We start from the raw sequence: 17,431 nt of genomic DNA, 5'->3' as shown, positions 1-17,431 counted from the left end.
GCGCGGTTGAGTGCCGCGTCGCGCCCGCTCCAGCAGCGGTGATCACGGCAGCATGCGACACGAAAGACCCCGTCCGGGCAACCAGGCGGGGTTCTTTTTTTGCATCGGCGCCATGTCCGCGAGCGCTCCCGCACACGGCGATCGAGCCGCGCTGCGGCTACAATGCAGACTATTTCACATTGGTGCAGGGCCCGTCCGTCATGAACCAGAACGCCATATCCAAAGCTCCTTCGCGCGTCTACACGCGCGGCGCCGCGCTCCCCGCGCTCTTGCAGAAACGCATCCTCATCCTGGATGGCGCGATGGGCACGATGATCCAGCGCTACAAGCTCGACGAAGCCGCGTACCGTGGCGAGCGCTTCAAGGACTACGCACGCGACATCAAGGGCAACAACGAACTGCTTTCGATCACGCAGCCGCAGATCATCCGCGAGATTCACGACAAGTATCTGGCGGCGGGCGCGGACATAATCGAGACGAATACGTTTGGCGCGACACGCGTGGCGCAGGCCGACTACGGCATGGAAGACCTGGCTATCGAGATGAACGTCGAGTCGGCGAAGCTCGCGCGTGCCGCCTGCGATGCCTTCTCCACGCCCGACAAGCCGCGCTTCGTGGCGGGCGCGATCGGACCGACGCCCAAGACCGCAAGCATCTCGCCCGACGTGAACGATCCCGGCGCGCGCAACGTGACCTTCGACGAATTGCGCGAGGCTTATTACGATCAGGCGAAGGCGTTGCTCGACGCGGGCTGCGATCTGTTCCTTGTCGAGACCATCTTCGACACCTTGAACGCGAAAGCCGCGCTCTTCGCGCTCGACGAGCTGTTCGAGGACACGGGCGAACTCCTGCCGATCATGATCTCGGGCACGGTAACGGATGCGTCGGGCCGCATCTTGTCGGGACAGACGGTTGAAGCGTTCTGGAACTCGCTGCGTCATGCGAAGCCGCTGACTTTCGGCCTCAACTGCGCACTGGGCGCGGCGCTAATGCGTCCGTATATCGCCGAATTGGCGAAGCTCTGCGATACCTACGTTTCGTGCTATCCGAACGCGGGCCTGCCGAATCCGATGAGCGATACGGGCTTCGACGAGACACCGGATGTGACCTCGGGCTTGCTGAAGGAGTTTGCGCAGGCGGGGCTCGTGAACCTTGCGGGCGGTTGCTGCGGGACGACGCCGGAGCATATTGCGGAGATCGCGAAGGCGCTTGCCGAGGTGAAGCCGCGCGCGTTTCCCTCGCAGTATCGCGACGCTGCTTGACGACGATACCGACATCGACCGACGACAAGATAAAAGACACCATGACCGACCACACCATGCGCCTCTCCGGCCTCGAGCCATTCAACGTCACCGACAGCTCGCTCTTCATCAACGTCGGCGAGCGCACGAACGTGACCGGCTCGAAGGCGTTCGCGCGCATGATCCTGAACGGCCAGTTCGATGAAGCGCTCGCCGTCGCGCGTCAGCAGGTCGAGAACGGCGCGCAGGTCATCGACATCAACATGGACGAGGCCATGCTCGATTCGAAAGCCGCCATGGTGCGCTTTCTGAATCTGATCGCCTCGGAGCCGGATATCGCGCGCGTGCCGATCATGATCGACTCGTCGAAGTTCGAGGTGATCGAAGCCGGTCTCAAATGCGTGCAAGGCAAGGCTATCGTCAACTCGATCTCGCTCAAGGAAGGCGAGGACGCGTTCCGTCATCACGCGAACCTGATCCGTCGCTACGGCGCGGCATCCGTGGTCATGGCCTTCGACGAGCAAGGGCAAGCCGATACCTTCGAGCGCAAGACGCAAATCTGCAAGCGCTCCTACGACATCCTCGTGAACGAAGTGGGCTTCGAGCCCGAGGACATCATCTTCGATCCGAACATCTTCGCTATCGCGACGGGCATCGAAGAGCACAACAACTACGCGGTCGATTTCATCAACGCCACGCGCTGGATCAAACAGAATCTGCCGCATGCCAAGGTGAGCGGCGGCGTGTCGAACGTGTCGTTCTCGTTTCGCGGCAACGACCCCGTGCGCGAAGCCATCCATACCGTGTTCCTCTACCACGCCATTCAGGCGGGCATGGACATGGGCATCGTCAACGCGGGCCAGCTCGGCGTTTATGCCGATCTCGACGCCGAGTTGCGCGAACGCGTGGAAGACGTCGTGCTCAATCGTCGCGACGACGGCACCGACCGTCTGCTCGAAGTCGCCGACAAGTTCAAGACCGGCGCGGCAAAAAAGGAGGAGAACCTCGAATGGCGTAATCAGCCGGTCGAAGCGCGTCTGTCGCATGCGCTCGTGCACGGCATCACGAACTTCATCGTCGAAGATACGGAAGAAGTGCGCGCGAAGATCGAGAAGGCAGGCGGCCGGCCGATCAACGTGATCGAAGGGCCGCTCATGGACGGCATGAATGTCGTCGGCGACCTGTTCGGCGCGGGCAAGATGTTCCTGCCGCAAGTGGTCAAGTCCGCTCGCGTGATGAAGCAGGCGGTTGCGCATCTAATTCCGTTCATCGAAGAAGAGAAGAAGCGTCTCGCCGATGCAGGCGCCGACGTGCGGCCGAAGGGCAAGATCGTCATCGCGACCGTGAAGGGCGACGTGCACGACATCGGCAAGAACATCGTCTCGGTCGTGCTCCAGTGCAACAACTTCGAAGTGGTCAACATGGGCGTGATGGTGCCCTGCGCGACCATCCTGCAAAAGGCGAAGGAAGAAGGCGCGGATATCATCGGGCTCTCGGGACTCATTACGCCGAGTCTCGAGGAGATGGCGTACGTCGCGTCCGAAATGCAGCGCGACGACTACTTCCGTGGCAAGCAGACGCCGCTTCTGATCGGCGGCGCGACGACTTCGCGCGTGCACACCGCCGTGAAGATCGCGCCGCATTACGAAGGGCCGGTGGTGTATGTGCCGGATGCGTCGCGTTCGGTCTCGGTGGCATCGAGCCTGCTGTCGGACGAGGGTGCGGCGAAGTATCTCGACGACCTGAAGACCGACTACGACCGCATCCGCACGCAACACGCGAACAAGAAGGCGCTGCCCATGGTCACTTACGACCAGGCGCGGGCCAACAAAACGAAGATCGACTGGAGCGCGTATCGGCCGAAGAAGCCGGGCTTCATCGGGCGGCGCGTGTTCAAGAATTACGATCTGGCCGAGTTGGCGACTTATATCGACTGGGCGCCGTTCTTTCAGACATGGGATCTCGCGGGCCCCTATCCCGCGATTCTCAACGATGAAATCGTCGGCGAATCGGCGCGGCGCGTGTTCTCGGACGGCAAGTCCATGCTCTCGCGCATCATCCAGGGCCGCTGGCTTCAGGCGAACGGCGTCGTCATGCTGCTGCCCGCGAACACCGTGAACGACGACGACATCGAAATCTACACGGACGACTCACGCTCGCAAGTCGCAATGACATGGCGCAATCTGCGTCAACAAAGCGTGCGTCCGATTGTCGATGGCGTGCAGCGGCCGAACCGCTCGCTTGCCGACTTCATCGCGCCGAAAGATTCCGGCGTGGCGGACTACATCGGCATGTTCGCGGTGACGGCGGGCCTTGGCGTCGACAAGAAGGAAAAGCAGTTCGAAGCCGATCACGACGACTACAGCGCAATCATGCTGAAGGCGCTGGCCGACCGTTTCGCCGAAGCATTCGCCGAAGCACTGCACGCGCGCGTGCGTCGCGATCTGTGGGGCTATGCGGCAAACGAAACGCTGGACAACGAATCGCTCATCGCGGAAAAGTACGCCGGCATTCGCCCGGCGCCGGGTTATCCGGCGTGCCCGGATCACCTCGTCAAGCGCGATATGTTCGAAGTACTTCAGGCAGGCGAAATCGGCATGAGCGTGACGGAGTCGCTTGCCATGTTGCCGGCCGCGAGCGTGTCGGGTTTCTATCTCGCGCACCCGGAGAGCACATATTTTTCGGTGGGCAAGATCGGCGACGACCAACTTGCGAGCTTCGCCGAACGCATGGCGATCTCGAACGCGGATGCGGAACGCGCCCTCGCGCCGCAGCGCTAATGCTGCAAAACAACATATGCAATCTGTGATAACGAAAAAAATGCACGCTATCGGCGGGAAAATTTTGATTTCCGTAGACTTGTAGCCGCGATAGGTCGTCACCACGACGGCCACGCATTTCTTTTCGTCACGGAGAAAGTCGCATGAAGAAGATGACGTCCGCCGTAATCGTAGCGCTTGCGGCAGCCGTACTTGCAGCATCGAGTTCGGCTGCGTTCGCGCAGGCCAGCACCACCACGGCGTCTTCGTACTCGCCGCCCGTTACCGAGCACAAGAAGAAGCCGAAGAAGCCCAAGAAGCCGAGAGCGTCCGCCAAACCTGCTCCGGCGGAAGGCGGTCAGTCGCAGTAAGCGGCAGCATCGCGACTCAGCCGTCTGACGTTATGTCCGCTGCAAAGTAAAAACCCGCATCGTCGCCGATGCGGGTTTTTTTATTCGCCAATGCAAACGAACGTTCAGACGCCCCAGAGAATGTCCGTATGTTCTTTCTGCGCAAGACGCAGCATGTCGAGAAACGGATAAGCGCGTTGCGCCAGCCCGATGGGAATCTCGTGCGGTTCGTGACCGTCCTCACCTTCGTGGAAGTGGCCGTCGTGCTCGGCGCGCTCTTTCTTGTCGGTCGACACGGCGGCTTCGAGTTTTTCAATAGCCGCAGGCAGTTCGTCGTGAGTGATGACGCCCCGTTCGTTCAGCTGTTTACCAATGATGCCAAGCAGATACTCGGCGAGGTTTTGCAGCATCATGACGTCCGGAGCCGCGCTGGTTTTGAAAGTGATCAGCATGGTTAGGTCCTTTTCTTTATGTTGATATGCAGCTTTGAAGGCTGCACGATGTTGCCGCGAGTCGCGCCGACTGCCCGGTATGCACCCTGATTCGACATATTAGCACCTGCTAAAATCCCGCTTTACGCGTAGTTTGATTCCCGCGGCCTGTCGAGGCCTCTTACGGCCGGACCAGCATCGCGTCGCGCATCCGCGCGCACCGCCCTCGCCTACGCCACACCACATCGGACTCGCTCCACTGGATCATTTTCAGCATGCTGCCCGCACACAAAGAAACCCTAGAAACGCTCCTCACCGACGCGGTCAAGCAGGTCGCGCAAGCCACGCAGGGCGCGACTGAAGCGGCCTTCGTCGCGCCGACCATCGTGCTCGAACGACCGAAGGTCGCGGCGCATGGCGATGTCGCCTCGAACGTGGCGATGCAACTCGCCAAGCCGCTGCGCGCCAATCCGCGTCAGCTTGCGCAACAAATCGTCGATGCGCTACTCGGCAACGCAGCAGCCAAGGGGCTCGTCGAAGGCGCGGAAGTCGCGGGTCCGGGCTTTATCAATCTGCGACTCGCGGCAACGGCGAAGCAAGCCGTGATCCCGGCAGTGCTGTCCGAAGGCGCCGCATACGGCGACTCGCAGCGCGATGCAGGCAAGCAAGTGTTGATCGAATTCGTCTCCGCGAACCCGACCGGACCGCTGCACGTCGGTCATGGCCGTCAGGCCGCGCTCGGCGACGCGCTCTCGAACCTGCTCGGCACGCAAGGTTACGCGGTGCATCGCGAGTTCTATTACAACGACGCGGGCGTGCAGATCGGCAACCTCGCCATATCGACACAAGCGCGTGCGCGCGGCTTCAAGCCAGGCGACGCCGAGTGGCCGGAAGCGGCGTACAACGGCGAATACATTGCCGATATCGCGCGTGATTACCTGGCGGGCGCAACCGTCGCGGCGAAAGACGGCGAGCCGGTCAAGGGCGTGGGCGATGTCGAGAATCTCGAAGCCATCCGCAGCTTCGCGGTCGCTTATCTGCGTCACGAGCAGGACATGGATCTGACCGCGTTCGGCGTGAAGTTCGATCAGTTCTATCTGGAGTCGTCGCTGTACAAGGAAGGACGCGTCGAGCAGACCGTCGAGGCGCTCGTGGCTGCCGGCAAGACCTATGAGCAAGAGGGCGCATTGTGGCTGCGCACCACCGACGACGGCGACGACAAAGACCGCGTCATGCGCAAGACCGACGGCACCTACACCTACTTCGTGCCGGACGTGGCGTATCACGTTGCCAAGTGGCAGCGCGGCTTCACCAAGGTCATCAACGTGCAGGGCTCGGACCACCACGGCACCATCGCGCGGGTTCGCGCTGGGCTGCAAGGGCTCGGCATCGGTATTCCGAAAGGCTACCCCGACTACGTGCTGCACAAGATGGTCACCGTCATGCGCGACGGCCAGGAAGTCAAGATCAGCAAGCGCGCCGGAAGCTACGTGACCGTGCGCGATCTGATCGAATGGTCGGGCGGCATGACGCCCGGCAACGAAGCCGCGCCCGATCAACTGGACGAAGACACCATCCGCCGCGGCCGCGACGCCGTGCGCTTCTTCCTCATTTCGCGCAAGGCAGATACCGAATTCGTCTTCGATATCGACCTCGCGCTCAAGCAGAACGACGAAAATCCGGTCTATTACGTGCAGTACGCCCACGCGCGTATCAGCACGATTCTCAACGACTGGAAGGAGCGCTACGGCGGCGATCTGGCTCAAACCGCGCACGCCGATCTCGAGCCGCTGTCGAGTCCGCGCGCCATGGCGTTGCTCAACAAGCTTGCCGAGTATCCGGAAATGCTCGCGCACGCCGCCGAAGAACTGGCGCCGCATGCCGTCGCTTTCTATTTGCGCGACCTCGCTGGCGAATTTCACTCGTTCTACAATGCGGAGCGCGTGCTCGTGGACGAACAAAAGGAACGCGACGCGCGCATCGCGCTGCTTGCCGCAACGCGTCAGGTGCTCGCCAACGGTCTCGCGACCATCGGCGTGTCGGCTCCCGAAAAGATGTAATGGTCAGAAGACGTCCGTCGCGCCGAAAACACGACTTTCGACGCGCGCGGACGGCTGCCTGGCGCGGACTTGGCTTTAAGCCACCGTTATAATCGTCGGCCAACTCGAAGACTTTTTGCAGGTGATTCATACGATGGCAAAACCACGTCGCACGTCGAAGCAGTCGCAGTCGAAGCAAACCGGGGGTACTTTTCTCGGCATCGTGCTGGGCCTGATCGTCGGGCTCGCGATCGCCGTGATCGTCGCGCTATATATCACCCGCGCGCCCACGCCGTTCGTGGCGAAGGTTGCGCCGCCGCCCTCCGACACCAGTTCCGCGCCCGCCGCGCAGCCTTACGATCCGAACCGTCCGCTGCAAGGCAAGACGCCTGGGCAGGCCGTGCCGCAAGCCGCGCAACCCACGCCGCCCAATACCGCGCCGGGCCAGAGCACCAATCAGACGCAATCGTCGGGCATGCTGGACGAACCGCAGATCGTCGAAGTGCCGCCTTCCGGTTCGGCCGCGTCCACGCCGAGGAACGGCAACGCCGCGAATCCGAAGACGCCCGACAACGCGACGAGTTCCGCCGCCGCTACGCCCAAGCCGAGCTCGACGACGGGCACGGCCAAGACCACGCCGCCCGCTCCTGGCGACGTCAACACGGGTTACTTCCTGCAGGTCGGCGCGTACAAGACTCAGGCCGACGCGGAACAGCAGCGCGCGCGGCTCGGCTTCCAGGGTTTCGAATCGAAGGTGACGCAGCGCGACGCGGGCGGCGTGACGTACTATCGCGTGCGCGTCGGCCCGTTCGCGAAGTTCGAGGACATGAACACGGCACGCCAGCGTCTATCCGATGCAGGCGTCGATACCGCCGTCATCCGATTCTCGAAGCAATGACGGGCGTGGCCCGCGTCGTAATCAACGCGATGCGGGCCGACTTTAAGCTCGGCTTAAGCGTCGTATGTCCCACTTATGGACCTTCTGTGCTTCCTCTCAAATCATGAAAAAACTGCTTAGCGCCCTCGCTCTTTCTTTCGGCATCGCGGCTCTTTCGCTGAGTGCGGCCAATGTCGCATCGGCGGCGCCCGTTTCGGGCAAGGACTATACGGTGCTTTCGGCGCCTCAACCGGTCGGCGCGCCCGCGGGCAAGGTCGAAGTCATCGAATTCTTCTGGTACGGCTGCCCGCATTGCAACGAATTCGAGCCGTACATCGAGACGTGGGAAAAGAAGCAAGGACCGGACGTCGTGTTCAAGCGCGTGCCGGTTGCCTTCCGCGACGACTTCATCCCGCACTCGAAGATGTATCACGCGCTCGTCGCGCTGGGCGTCGCGGAGAAGGTCACGCCGGCCGTGTTCAACGAGATCCACGTGAAGAAGAACTATCTGCTGACGCCCGAGGCGCAGGCGACCTTCCTTGCGACTCAGGGCATCGACAAGAAGAAGTACATGGACGCGTATAACTCGTTCTCGACGCAAAGCGACATCAAGCGCGACGCCAAGTTGCTGCAGGACTACAAGATCGACGGCGTGCCTACCGTCATCGTGCAGGGCAAGTACGTCACGGGCCCGGCCGCGACCAACAGTCTGCAAGGCACGACCGACGTGATGGACTTTCTCGTTCAGCAAGTTCGCGACAAGAAGATGTAATCGACACGGGCCGGCATGAACGCAGTTCGTCTCAAGGTTTTCCTGACCGGCGCGTCGAGTGGCATCGGCCTCGCTTTAGCCGAAGAGTATGTCAAGCGCGGGGCCGTACTCGGCCTCGTCGCCCGTCGCGTCGATTCCCTCGCGGCATTCGCCGCCCGCCATCCGCAAGCCTCCATCTCGATCTACCCCGCCGACGTGCGCAACGCGAACGCGCTTGCCGATGCCGCGCGCCTTTTCATCGAAGAACACGGTCCCGCCGATATCGTGATCGCCAATGCAGGCGTAAGCCGTGGCGCCCTCACCGGCCACGGCGATCTCGAAGCCTTCCGCGCCGTCATGGACACCAACTACTTCGGCATGGTGGCCACGTTCGAGCCGTTCATCGCGTCGATGACGGCGGCGCGAAGCGGAACGCTCGTCGGTATCGCGAGCGTCGCAGGCGTGCGCGGGCTGCCGGGATCGGGCGCCTACAGTGCGTCGAAATCGGCGGCGGCGAAGTATCTGGAAGCGTTGCGTGTGGAGATGCGGCCACAAGGCGTCGCGGTCGTGACCATCGCGCCGGGCTACGTGCGCTCGGAAATGACCGCGCACAATCCCTATCCCATGCCCTTTCTCATGGACGCGGACCGCTTCGCCGCCAAGACCGCCGACGCCATCGCGCGCAAGGTGCGCTACGCGACCTTTCCATGGCAAATGCGCATTGCAGGCATGCTGCTGCATGTCATGCCGCGCTGGCTTTACGACTTCATCTTCGAACGCGCGCCACGCAAGCCGCGCGACGGCCAATAAAAAATCCGGCAACGCGCTCAACGCTGCCGGATTTTTTTGCTTCGAATTTACTGGCCGATCAGAACGCCACGTAAGGCGAGCTTCCCTGCGGATCGTAGCCGACATACACGTGCCGTCCGTAGAAGAACGGCATGCCGAAGTCGAAGAAGCCCGTCATGCCCAACTGACCGCCGAGACTGTCGAATGCGTACTTCCCGCCGCCCGAGGTCAGCGTGCGCGCGCTTACGAGACTGAACGGCACGGTGGCGGTATTGCCCTCGCTGCCGGTGATCGTGGCCGACAACTGTTGCTCGGAACTCGGGCAATAGAACGAACTCGTGCTCGAACAGAGCGTGAAGCTGTCCTGGAAGAAGTTGCCGTTCGAGCCGGTATCGAAGAAGGTCTGATACGTCGTGCCCTTGTAGGAGCCCGTCAGATCGCCGAATTGGTCCGTGCCGTACTTCGTGACGCCCGAAAGCGAGTTATTGCTCTGCGTGCCAATGCCGAATACCAGCGTGCCGGCAGCACTCGCCGCGCCGTTGTCTGGAATGGGCGGCAACTGCACGATCACGCCGTTGTTGTCGGTCGGAAAGCGCATGACCGGGTTGACGACCTGCTGCGCGAGCGGCACTGCCGTGCCCGTGCAGTTCGTGCCGTTCTGGCAGGAGAAGTAAGTCGCGTTGAGCGCGGAACTCACGCAGGACGTGCCGCAGTCGTAGGTCGCGGGACCGACGCCGAGAATGCCGTTCGCGCCGATATCAGCGGTCGTCGCTTCGTCATTGCCGGACGGGCAGCCGTTCATGCCGGACGGCGCCGAGGTCGAAGCCAGATCGCCGATGATCTGCAACGGCACGTTGCTCGCGACTTCGGTACCGATACGCACATCCGCCTGACGCACCGTGCCCCACGTGTAGCCATCCGCGAAACCGGCGCATTCGGCGAGCTGACCGCCGTTCCCCGCGCTCGTGACAGGCAGGCTGCCCAGTACCGACTGCGCCGCCGTGTTCAGGATACGCAGGCCGTAGGAAGCGGTATCGAGCTGAATGTTGTCGATGGTCTGACATACGTTCGTGCCCGGCGCGCATACCGTCACCGACACGTTCGGAATATTGACGAAGCCCGCCACACCCGCGTTGACGCTGATCGGCACGGCATTGGTGCCGTTGGCCGCAACGGGCTGCGCGTTCGCCGTGCTGGTGGAACCGCCGCCGCCAACCGAGCCGCCGGATGAGCCGCCGTTCGAACCGCCGTTCGAGCTGGATTTGTTGTCGTCGCCGCCACCGCCGCATGCGGCGAGCGCGAACGCGAGGAACAGCGCGCCGAGCCAGCGCACGCAGGTGCGTGCGCTCGAAGAGGAAGCGCCGAGGCCGAGTGTAGTTCTACGCATACTGGGTTCTCCCGTCGCTTACTGAATGTCGCTGGCGGATACGCCGGCGGGCAAGGATTGCGGCAGATAGGCGCTGCCGGCAAATGCACCCATGTGTCCGCCCGAGCGCACGACGAGACCCGAATCCTGCACGCTCACCTGACCGCGTGCGCCGCGCTCGGCGCGTTGCGCGAGCAGGCCTTGCTGATACTGCGGGAAATAGCTGCCGAGCAGCGTGGCCAGGTCGGGCACACGCGGTCCGCGCCAGGCGATGCCGAACACCGTGCCTTCCGTGGACAAATACTCGTTGACGATGGTGCCGCTCGCAAGCGTGGTCGACCGGACCGTATAACTCGAAGCGCTGGCAGACGACGCGCCCGAGGCGGCCACGGCTGCGCGCACGACCGCATTCGTCGCCGTGGCGCCCGGTGGTGCGGTGAGCGGATCGCCGCCAAGCGCGGCCAATGCCGGTGCCGCGGCGCAGATGCCGAACGCTCCCGCTAGCAGAACGAAGTGTCTTTGCAGATGCCCAAGACGGGGTTGCTTCAGTGCCTTCACTGGGCCTCCTGATATTCGCTGTCCATGATGTTTGACGCCGCCGGCGCACTCGCAAGCGGCCGGCTCATGACGTTCCGGTGACGCAAGGACCGCCGATTTGCGCACCGCCAGGGTGCCGCACAGCCGTCAGTATGCCAAAGTCCTCGGAATTGTCCGAACGTTCGCCAGCACGCGCCGTTTGCGTTTTGGCGATTGGACCGGAAACAGTGCGATTCATTCACACGAATTTACGACGCGCGCGAAAAAACGCGACGCGCACTCTTCGTGCGCGCCGCGTCATTCGCGGGCGGGAAAGCCGCCGATGCAGGAGCTTAAAAACCCAGGCTCGCCAGCAGGTCGTCCACTTGCGACTGATCCTGCACGACATCGCTGCGGCCTTGCGGATTGATCTGCGGACCGTTGAGCAAGGCCTCCGGGCTGCCGCTCGAAGAGACGAGCGCCGCCGCCGATGCCGCGAACTGCTCGCGCCGCTCCGGTGCGATGTTTTCGAGCAGCACGCCAAGCAATTGCTGTTCGATGAGATACACGACATCCGTGATCTTGTTGATGACCTGTCCGGTCAAATCCTGGAAATCCTGCGCGAGCATGATTTCGAGCAGTTGCGCATTGGTCGCCTGCGTCTTCGCCGGAACGCTTTGCAGAAACGTGCGCGTATCCGCGAGCAATTCGCCCGCTTCGCCCTGTCCGAGCGGCGCGCCGTACCATTGCTCCCAGCGTGCATCGAGCGCCTGCGCTTCGTGCTGCATCGCTTCTTGCATCGGCTTCGCGAGTTCGATCGCGTTGAGCGCGCGCTCGGCAGCCTGCTCGGTCATCGTGGCGACGTACTTCAGGCGATCGCGTGCGTCCGGAACGGCAACGGCTGCCGCTTCCACCTGCTTGTCGAGGCCGAGTTCGCGCATCGAGTCGCGCAGCGTGCGCGTCAGTTGCCCGATGCGGGCGAGAATCCGGTCAGTGGACTGATCGTTCTCGATCTCCGCCTGCATGAGCGGGGCGGCAAAATCAGTAGTCAGATCGTTCACGATCAGCTCCCCGCTTTGGCCATCTTCTCGAGAATCTTGCTGAGCTTCTCGTCGAGCGTGGCGGCCGTGAACGGCTTAACGACGTAACCATTCGCACCGGCTTGCGCCGCCGCGATGATGTTTTCCTTCTTCGATTCCGCCGTCACCATGAGTACCGGCAAATGCGAGAGGTTGGCGTCCGCGCGAATCTGCTGCAGCATGGCGAGGCCGTCGAGGTTCGGCATGTTCCAGTCGGAGATGACGAAGTCGAAGCCGCCGCCGCGCAGTCGCGCGAGACCGGCGGCGCCATCTTCGGCTTCATCGACGTTCGAATAGCCGAGCTCTTTCAGCAGATTGCGCACGATACGGCGCATCGTCGGAAAATCGTCGACGACGAGGATCTTCATGTTCTTGTCCATCACTACTCCCGGTTGTTTCAATGCGGCGCGACGCCGCGAATCCAAAGTGAAAAATCAGACGCGCTGCACGCGTTCGCCCATCGAGGCAAGCCGCGCCATGACGCGCCGGCTCATTTCGTTGAGCGGCGCGATTTCGCTCGCACCGCCCATTGCAATTGCTTCGCGCGGCATGCCGAACACCACGCAACTCGCTTCATCCTGCGCAAGCGTGTAAGCGCCCGCCTGCTGCATGTCGAGCAGGCCGGCCGCGCCGTCGCGGCCCATGCCGGTCAGGATCACGCCGATCGCGTTCTTGCCCGCGTGCTGCGCGGCCGAGCGGAACAGCACATCCACCGAGGGACGATGCCGGTTGACCGGCGGCGCGTCCGACAGATGCGCCACGTAGTTCGCTCCGCTGCGCGCGAGCACCAGATGCGCGTGGCCCGGCGCGATATACGCGTGGCCCGGCAAGACACGCTCGCCGTGTTCGGCTTCTTTCACCGTGATACGGCACAGTCCGTTCAGACGCTGCGCGAACGACTTCGTGAAGCCGGGCGGCATGTGTTGCGCGATCAGCACGGCGGGCGCATCGGGCGGCAGCGGCACGAGCACTTCGCGGATCGCTTCCGTTCCGCCCGTCGATGCCCCGACGATCACCAGCTTTTCCGTCGATACCAACGGGTTGTTCAAATGCGGCGCGGGCCGCACGGCCGCAGCCGACCCCGCGCTGGCGGGCGCGCTTGCCGCATGCGTGGTCTGCCGCACGCGAGCGCGCGACGCCGCGCGAATCTTGTCGGCGAGCTTCTCCGCGTAATCGAGCATGCCGTCGCGGATGCCGACTTTCGGCTTCGTCACGAAATCCACCGCGCCGAGTTCCAGCGCGCGCAACGTAATTTCGTTGCCGCGCTCGGTCAGCGACGACACCATCACGACCGGCATCGGCCGCAGGCGCATCAGCTTTTCCAGGAAGTCGAGGCCGTCCATGCGCGGCATTTCGACATCCAGCGTCAGTACGTCCGGGTTATGCAGCTTGATGAGCTCACGTGCGACGAGCGGATCGGGCGCGGTCGCGCACACGTGCATGTCGGGCTGCGAGTTGATGATCTCGGTCATCAGGCTGCGCACCAGCGCCGAATCGTCGACGCACAGTACGTTGATCTTCGGCGTCGCCGGCTTGTTGTTCGCGTTGACGATACTCATGCTTCCTCCGCCGCTCTGGTGCTGCGCGGCGCACGCGCCAGGCCGCTGCTGAAAAGCTCGGCCCGGGGCTTTGCGCCCGCCGCACTCGATGCGCCGAACAGTTCCACGCGCGGCTTGCCCGTGGCGCCCGCCGCACCCGGCTTCGTGTTGAATAACTCGACCCGCGAGCGTGCCTTTGCGAGCCGCTCCGCGCGTTCTTCCGGCGTGCGCTGCACGAGCGCCTGCTCGCGTTCCACCACCACCGGCTCGTGCGCGGCCTTCAGTTTCTTGACCATCACTTGTCCCGAGCGCGGCATGAACGCCACCTTGCGCGGATGCATGCCCTGCAAATCCTCGGCGACGATACGAATCTTTTCCAGCGCGAGATAACGCCGCACGAACTCCGAATTACGATCGCCGATATTGATGGTCGTCATGCCCGCGAGCACCGCGCCGCCGCCGAACACCTTCGCTTCGAAACGCTCACGCCGTCCACCGCGCTTGATGAGTTCGTTGATCAGCACTTCCATCGCATAGGCGCCGTAGCGCATCGAATCGGACGCCGCCGCCGACGCATCCGAACCGTCGTCGGGCAACATGAAATGATTCATCCCGCCAATGCCCGCCGTGCGATCGTTGATGCACGCCGCCACGCACGAGCCGAGCACGGTCACGAGCACCATGTCTTCGCTCGTCATGTAAAACTCGTTCGGCAGGAGCTTCACGCCCGGCTTCTGAAAGTGATTGTCGAAATACAGATTCGACGCGATCGGCAGGCCGCTCATGCCACTTCTCCCGCCAGCGCCTTCGTCTGTTTCGCCGCGCCCGCGTTCTTCATGTCGCGCGTCAGTTCGTACACGGTCTGGCCGCGCAGACGGAACGCCTGCGACACGTACGTGAAGTTTTCCGAGTGTCCCGCGAACAGCAGGCCGCCCGGCTTCATCAGCGGATCGAAGCGCGACAGCACGTGCGATTGCGTCGGCTTGTCGAAATAGATCATCACGTTGCGGCAGAAGATCGCGTCGAACGGACCCTTGATGTCGTAGCGCGCATCCGTCAGATTCACGCGGCCGAAGTTCACCATCGCGCGCAGCTCGGGACGAACCTTCACGAGGCCCGCATGCGCGCCCGTGCCCTTCAGGAAGAAACGCTTGAGGCGGTCCGCCGGCAGCGTCTTCACCTGATCGAGCGAATACACGCCGGCGTCGGCCTTGGCGAGCACCTGGCTGTCGATATCGCTTGCGAACACCGTGCACTGGCGCGCGGCGTGATCGCCGAGCGCTTCGACGAGCGTCATCGCGATCGAGTAAGGCTCTTCACCCGTCGATGCCGCCGAGCACCACACCGACACGGGTTGCTGCCGGCGCTTGGCGAAGTCCGCGAGAATCGGAAAGTGATGCGACTCGCGGAAAAACGCGGTGAGGTTCGTGGTCAGCGCATTGACGAAGGCTTCCCATTCGTTGCTGTCTTCGTTGGCTTCCAGCCGGTCCAGATACAGCTTGAACGTGTCGATGCCGCATGCGCGCAGACGGCGGGCGAGACGGCTGTACGCCATGTCGCGCTTGTGGTCGGAGAGCGAAATGCCCGCGCGGCGATGGATCAGTCCGCGAATGCGAGCGAAGTCCGCTGCCGTGAATTCGAAGTCGCGTTCGACTTCGGAGCCGCGCGTGCCGGCGGCCGGGTCGATGCGTGCGTTGCGCGTTGCCGTCATGATGCTTCGTGCTTCCCTGGCGTCTTCTTCGGCGACGCGCGCCGTTGTGTCGTTGAATGCGATCTTGCGTGGCTTTGTCGTTGCTGTTCCCCGCGAACGGAGCTCATGTCGAAAGCCTGCATGGTCGCTGCTGTTTGCAAACCCGGCTTAGAAGGTTTCCCAGTCGCCGTCGTCCGCGGTCGTCGCCTTGGCGCGCGGTGCGCTCACGGCGGCTTTCGCTGCCATACGCGGCGCGGGCTTCTTCGCTGGCTGTTGCGATTCGCTTGCCGTTACCTTGATAACGGCCGGTTCGCGCGCGACGTTAGCCTCGGGCGAAACTTTTGTGGGTTCGGCGCGCTTGAACGTCTTCGCCTTCGAGACGTCAGCCTTCGGCGCCACGCGTGCAGCGGGCGCGGCAACCATCTTGGTGCCTGCTTCGATGCGCCATTGGCCGACCACGTCCTTCAGTTGCCGCGTCTGCTCTTCGAGCGATGCCGCGGCTGCCGCCGCTTCCTCGACGAGGGCCGCGTTCTGTTGCGTGACGCTGTCCATCTGCGTGACGGCGCGATTCACCTGCTCGATGCCATCGGACTGCTCTTCCGATGCCGCGCTGATCTCGCCCATGATGTCGGTCACGCGGCGCACCGCCTGCACGATCTCGCCCATGGTTTCACCGGCGCGCGTGACGAGCTCGGAGCCGCTTTGCACCTTGCCGGCCGAATCGCCGATCAGCGCCTTGATTTCCTTCGCCGCCGCCGCGCTGCGTTGTGCAAGCGAGCGCACTTCGCCCGCCACGACCGCGAAGCCGCGTCCTTCCTCGCCTGCACGCGCCGCTTCCACGGCCGCGTTCAACGCGAGAATGTTGGTCTGGAACGCGATGCCTTCGATCACGCCGATGATGTCCACGACCTTGCTCGAACTCGATGCAATCGCGTTCATCGTATCGACGACCTGCTCGACGACCTGGCCGCCGCGCGACGCGATATCCGACGCGTTCACCGCAAGCTGGCTCGCCTGACGCGCGTTGTCCGCGTTCTGTTTGACCGTGCTCGTCAACTCTTCCATGCTCGACGCCGTTTCCTGCAGCGACGCCGCCTGTTCTTCCGTGCGTTGCGAGAGGTCCGTGTTGCCGCTCGAAATTTCATGCGCGCCGACATCGATCGATTCCGCGCCGCGATGCACCGCACCGACCATATGCGTCAGGTCCGTTCGCATGCGTTCGATGCCCGCGAACAGACGCCCGATTTCGTTCGTGCTGTCGGTATGCGCCGACTTCGTGAGATCGCCGCGCGAGATGCGGTCGAAGTGATCGACGGCGTCGTTGATCGGCTGCACGATAAGGCCGCGCAACGCGATGCGCGTCCCGATGAGAATGAGCACGGACAACGCGAGCAGCGCGCCGATGGTCAGGCTAAGCGTCGAGATGTGCGACGCCGTGTTCGAGCGCGATTCTTCCGCGTGCTTCTGCTGGAACGCCACCGCCGCGACTACCGCTTGATCGAAGGACACGAACATCGGGCTGATCTTCGTATCCGCGATGGCGTGATACGCGGCCATGTCGTTCGCGCGGATCGCGGTGAATTCCGGCTCGACGCCCGTCTTCACGAGCGTGTCGTGCTGCGCCACGAGCTCATCGAGCGTGGTCTTCGGCAGCATCGGCTTATGGGTGTCGAGATAGAGCTTCCAGTTCTCGTTGCTCTTGTCGAGCAGATACTGGCCGCGGTCCAGCGCTTTCTTCGCTTCCGCGTCGTTGCCCGCTTCGGCGAGCGAACGCACGCGGTCGAGCGTGATGCGCGAGCGCAGCAGATACGACGAGGTCTCCGCGAGCGCGCGCATCGCGACCATGTCTTCCTGCGCGAGCGACGTGAGCGAATGGCTCGCCGAGTTCAGGCCGACGAGCGACAGCGCGCCGATCACGGCCGCGCAACTGACGAATAGCAGTCCGACGAGCGTGAGCATCGTGCGGATCGACAACTTCTTGAACATGTCTTTCTTCCCTGAGCCC

16 protein-coding genes are annotated in these 17,431 nt (G+C 63.0%); 7 read left to right on the top strand and 9 right to left on the bottom strand.

Translation table 11 applies throughout. The features are described from left to right. Positions 1–200 precede the first annotated feature (200 nt). The 3 genes from LDZ28_RS00670 to LDZ28_RS00660 all read left to right on the top strand — a co-directional run bounded on the left by LDZ28_RS00670 (position 201) and on the right by LDZ28_RS00660 (position 4,371). Positions 201–1,262 carry a homocysteine S-methyltransferase family protein gene (locus LDZ28_RS00670; RefSeq protein WP_244826830.1) on the top strand — a complete coding sequence of 354 codons (1,062 nt, stop codon included), beginning with the start codon at positions 201–203 and terminating at the stop codon, positions 1,260–1,262. 41 nt (positions 1,263–1,303) lie between these two features. Further along, entirely contained in the window at positions 1,304–4,021 is a 2,718-nt protein-coding gene (gene metH / locus LDZ28_RS00665) for a methionine synthase (protein WP_244827945.1), read from the top strand. Positions 4,022–4,164: 143 nt separating this feature from the next. Then, a complete protein-coding gene (locus LDZ28_RS00660) occupies positions 4,165–4,371 on the top strand; it encodes a hypothetical protein (protein WP_244826829.1) in 207 nt (68 codons plus the stop codon). A gap of 104 nt (positions 4,372–4,475) precedes the next feature. Here the strand turns inward: LDZ28_RS00660 and LDZ28_RS00655 are convergent, their stop codons facing one another. Beyond that, positions 4,476–4,802, bottom strand: a complete 327-nt coding sequence (locus LDZ28_RS00655; protein WP_244826828.1) for a DUF1840 domain-containing protein — start codon at positions 4,800–4,802, stop codon at positions 4,476–4,478. Between the two features lie 254 nt (positions 4,803–5,056). Here LDZ28_RS00655 and argS point away from each other — a divergent pair, with 254 nt between their 5' ends. From argS to LDZ28_RS00635, 4 genes are all read left to right on the top strand, one after another. Further along, positions 5,057–6,841, top strand: coding sequence for an arginine--tRNA ligase (argS, locus tag LDZ28_RS00650; protein ID WP_244826827.1), 1,785 nt, complete (start codon positions 5,057–5,059; stop codon positions 6,839–6,841). A 133-nt stretch (positions 6,842–6,974) separates the two neighbouring features. Further along, on the top strand, positions 6,975–7,718 hold the full coding sequence (locus tag LDZ28_RS00645) for an SPOR domain-containing protein (RefSeq protein WP_244826826.1): 744 nt from the start codon (positions 6,975–6,977) through the stop codon (positions 7,716–7,718). Positions 7,719–7,821: 103 nt separating this feature from the next. Continuing rightward, positions 7,822–8,469, top strand: a complete 648-nt coding sequence (locus tag LDZ28_RS00640) for a thiol:disulfide interchange protein DsbA/DsbL (protein WP_244826825.1) — start codon at positions 7,822–7,824, stop codon at positions 8,467–8,469. 15 nt (positions 8,470–8,484) lie between these two features. Further along, positions 8,485–9,258, top strand: coding sequence for an SDR family oxidoreductase (locus tag LDZ28_RS00635; protein ID WP_244826824.1), 774 nt, complete (start codon positions 8,485–8,487; stop codon positions 9,256–9,258). Positions 9,259–9,316: 58 nt separating this feature from the next. On the opposite strand, the gene LDZ28_RS00630 is transcribed toward LDZ28_RS00635, so the two are convergent. The 8 genes from LDZ28_RS00630 to LDZ28_RS00595 form a co-directional block, all read right to left on the bottom strand. Continuing rightward, complete coding sequence (locus tag LDZ28_RS00630; protein ID WP_244826823.1) at positions 9,317–10,624, bottom strand: DUF3443 domain-containing protein; 1,308 nt, start codon at positions 10,622–10,624, stop codon at positions 9,317–9,319. 18 nt (positions 10,625–10,642) lie between these two features. Beyond that, the gene (locus LDZ28_RS00625) at positions 10,643–11,152 is read right to left on the bottom strand and encodes a DUF2844 domain-containing protein (protein WP_370652116.1); all 510 of its coding nucleotides are present in this window, start codon (positions 11,150–11,152) and stop codon (positions 10,643–10,645) included. A gap of 320 nt (positions 11,153–11,472) precedes the next feature. Beyond that, positions 11,473–12,144: a protein phosphatase CheZ gene (gene cheZ, locus LDZ28_RS00620; protein WP_244827944.1), complete on the bottom strand. Its 672-nt coding sequence runs from the start codon at positions 12,142–12,144 to the stop codon at positions 11,473–11,475. Positions 12,145–12,182: 38 nt separating this feature from the next. Beyond that, complete coding sequence (gene cheY / locus LDZ28_RS00615; protein ID WP_244826821.1) at positions 12,183–12,578, bottom strand: chemotaxis response regulator CheY; 396 nt, start codon at positions 12,576–12,578, stop codon at positions 12,183–12,185. Between the two features lie 54 nt (positions 12,579–12,632). Beyond that, positions 12,633–13,757 carry a chemotaxis response regulator protein-glutamate methylesterase gene (locus LDZ28_RS00610; RefSeq protein WP_244826820.1) on the bottom strand — a complete coding sequence of 375 codons (1,125 nt, stop codon included), beginning with the start codon at positions 13,755–13,757 and terminating at the stop codon, positions 12,633–12,635. Continuing rightward, on the bottom strand, positions 13,754–14,521 hold the full coding sequence (gene cheD / locus LDZ28_RS00605; RefSeq protein WP_244826819.1) for a chemoreceptor glutamine deamidase CheD: 768 nt from the start codon (positions 14,519–14,521) through the stop codon (positions 13,754–13,756). The genes LDZ28_RS00610 and cheD overlap by 4 nt, the downstream gene beginning before the upstream one ends. Continuing rightward, positions 14,518–15,447: a CheR family methyltransferase gene (locus tag LDZ28_RS00600; protein ID WP_244826818.1), complete on the bottom strand. Its 930-nt coding sequence runs from the start codon at positions 15,445–15,447 to the stop codon at positions 14,518–14,520. Before LDZ28_RS00600 ends, cheD begins: the two co-directional genes overlap by 4 nt. A gap of 147 nt (positions 15,448–15,594) precedes the next feature. After that, positions 15,595–17,412, bottom strand: a complete 1,818-nt coding sequence (locus tag LDZ28_RS00595; protein ID WP_244826817.1) for a methyl-accepting chemotaxis protein — start codon at positions 17,410–17,412, stop codon at positions 15,595–15,597. Positions 17,413–17,431: the final 19 nt, after the last annotated feature.

It is taken from the genome of Caballeronia sp. TF1N1 (assembly GCF_022878925.1).
In the GTDB taxonomy this organism is placed as follows: domain Bacteria; phylum Pseudomonadota; class Gammaproteobacteria; order Burkholderiales; family Burkholderiaceae; genus Caballeronia.
The sequence above is the reverse complement of the archived record's forward strand: the minus strand, read 5'-3'. Positions and strand labels throughout refer to the sequence as shown.

Bases quoted from the DNA above. Each gene is read 5' to 3' on its own strand.
- LDZ28_RS00630 (WP_244826823.1), bottom strand. From the start codon at position 10,624: ATGCGTAGAACTACACTCGGCCTCGGCGCTTCCTCTTCGAGCGCACGC.
- metH (WP_244827945.1), top strand. From the start codon at position 1,304: ATGACCGACCACACCATGCGCCTCTCCGGCCTCGAGCCATTCAACGTC.
- LDZ28_RS00635 (WP_244826824.1), top strand. From the start codon at position 8,485: ATGAACGCAGTTCGTCTCAAGGTTTTCCTGACCGGCGCGTCGAGTGGC.
- cheZ (WP_244827944.1), bottom strand. From the start codon at position 12,144: ATGCAGGCGGAGATCGAGAACGATCAGTCCACTGACCGGATTCTCGCC.
- LDZ28_RS00660 (WP_244826829.1), top strand. From the start codon at position 4,165: ATGAAGAAGATGACGTCCGCCGTAATCGTAGCGCTTGCGGCAGCCGTA.
- cheY (WP_244826821.1), bottom strand. From the start codon at position 12,578: ATGGACAAGAACATGAAGATCCTCGTCGTCGACGATTTTCCGACGATG.
- LDZ28_RS00610 (WP_244826820.1), bottom strand. From the start codon at position 13,757: ATGAGTATCGTCAACGCGAACAACAAGCCGGCGACGCCGAAGATCAAC.
- LDZ28_RS00640 (WP_244826825.1), top strand. From the start codon at position 7,822: ATGAAAAAACTGCTTAGCGCCCTCGCTCTTTCTTTCGGCATCGCGGCT.
- LDZ28_RS00645 (WP_244826826.1), top strand. From the start codon at position 6,975: ATGGCAAAACCACGTCGCACGTCGAAGCAGTCGCAGTCGAAGCAAACC.
- LDZ28_RS00595 (WP_244826817.1), bottom strand. From the start codon at position 17,412: ATGTTCAAGAAGTTGTCGATCCGCACGATGCTCACGCTCGTCGGACTG.
- LDZ28_RS00655 (WP_244826828.1), bottom strand. From the start codon at position 4,802: ATGCTGATCACTTTCAAAACCAGCGCGGCTCCGGACGTCATGATGCTG.
- LDZ28_RS00670 (WP_244826830.1), top strand. From the start codon at position 201: ATGAACCAGAACGCCATATCCAAAGCTCCTTCGCGCGTCTACACGCGC.
- cheD (WP_244826819.1), bottom strand. From the start codon at position 14,521: ATGAGCGGCCTGCCGATCGCGTCGAATCTGTATTTCGACAATCACTTT.
- LDZ28_RS00600 (WP_244826818.1), bottom strand. From the start codon at position 15,447: ATGACGGCAACGCGCAACGCACGCATCGACCCGGCCGCCGGCACGCGC.
- argS (WP_244826827.1), top strand. From the start codon at position 5,057: ATGCTGCCCGCACACAAAGAAACCCTAGAAACGCTCCTCACCGACGCG.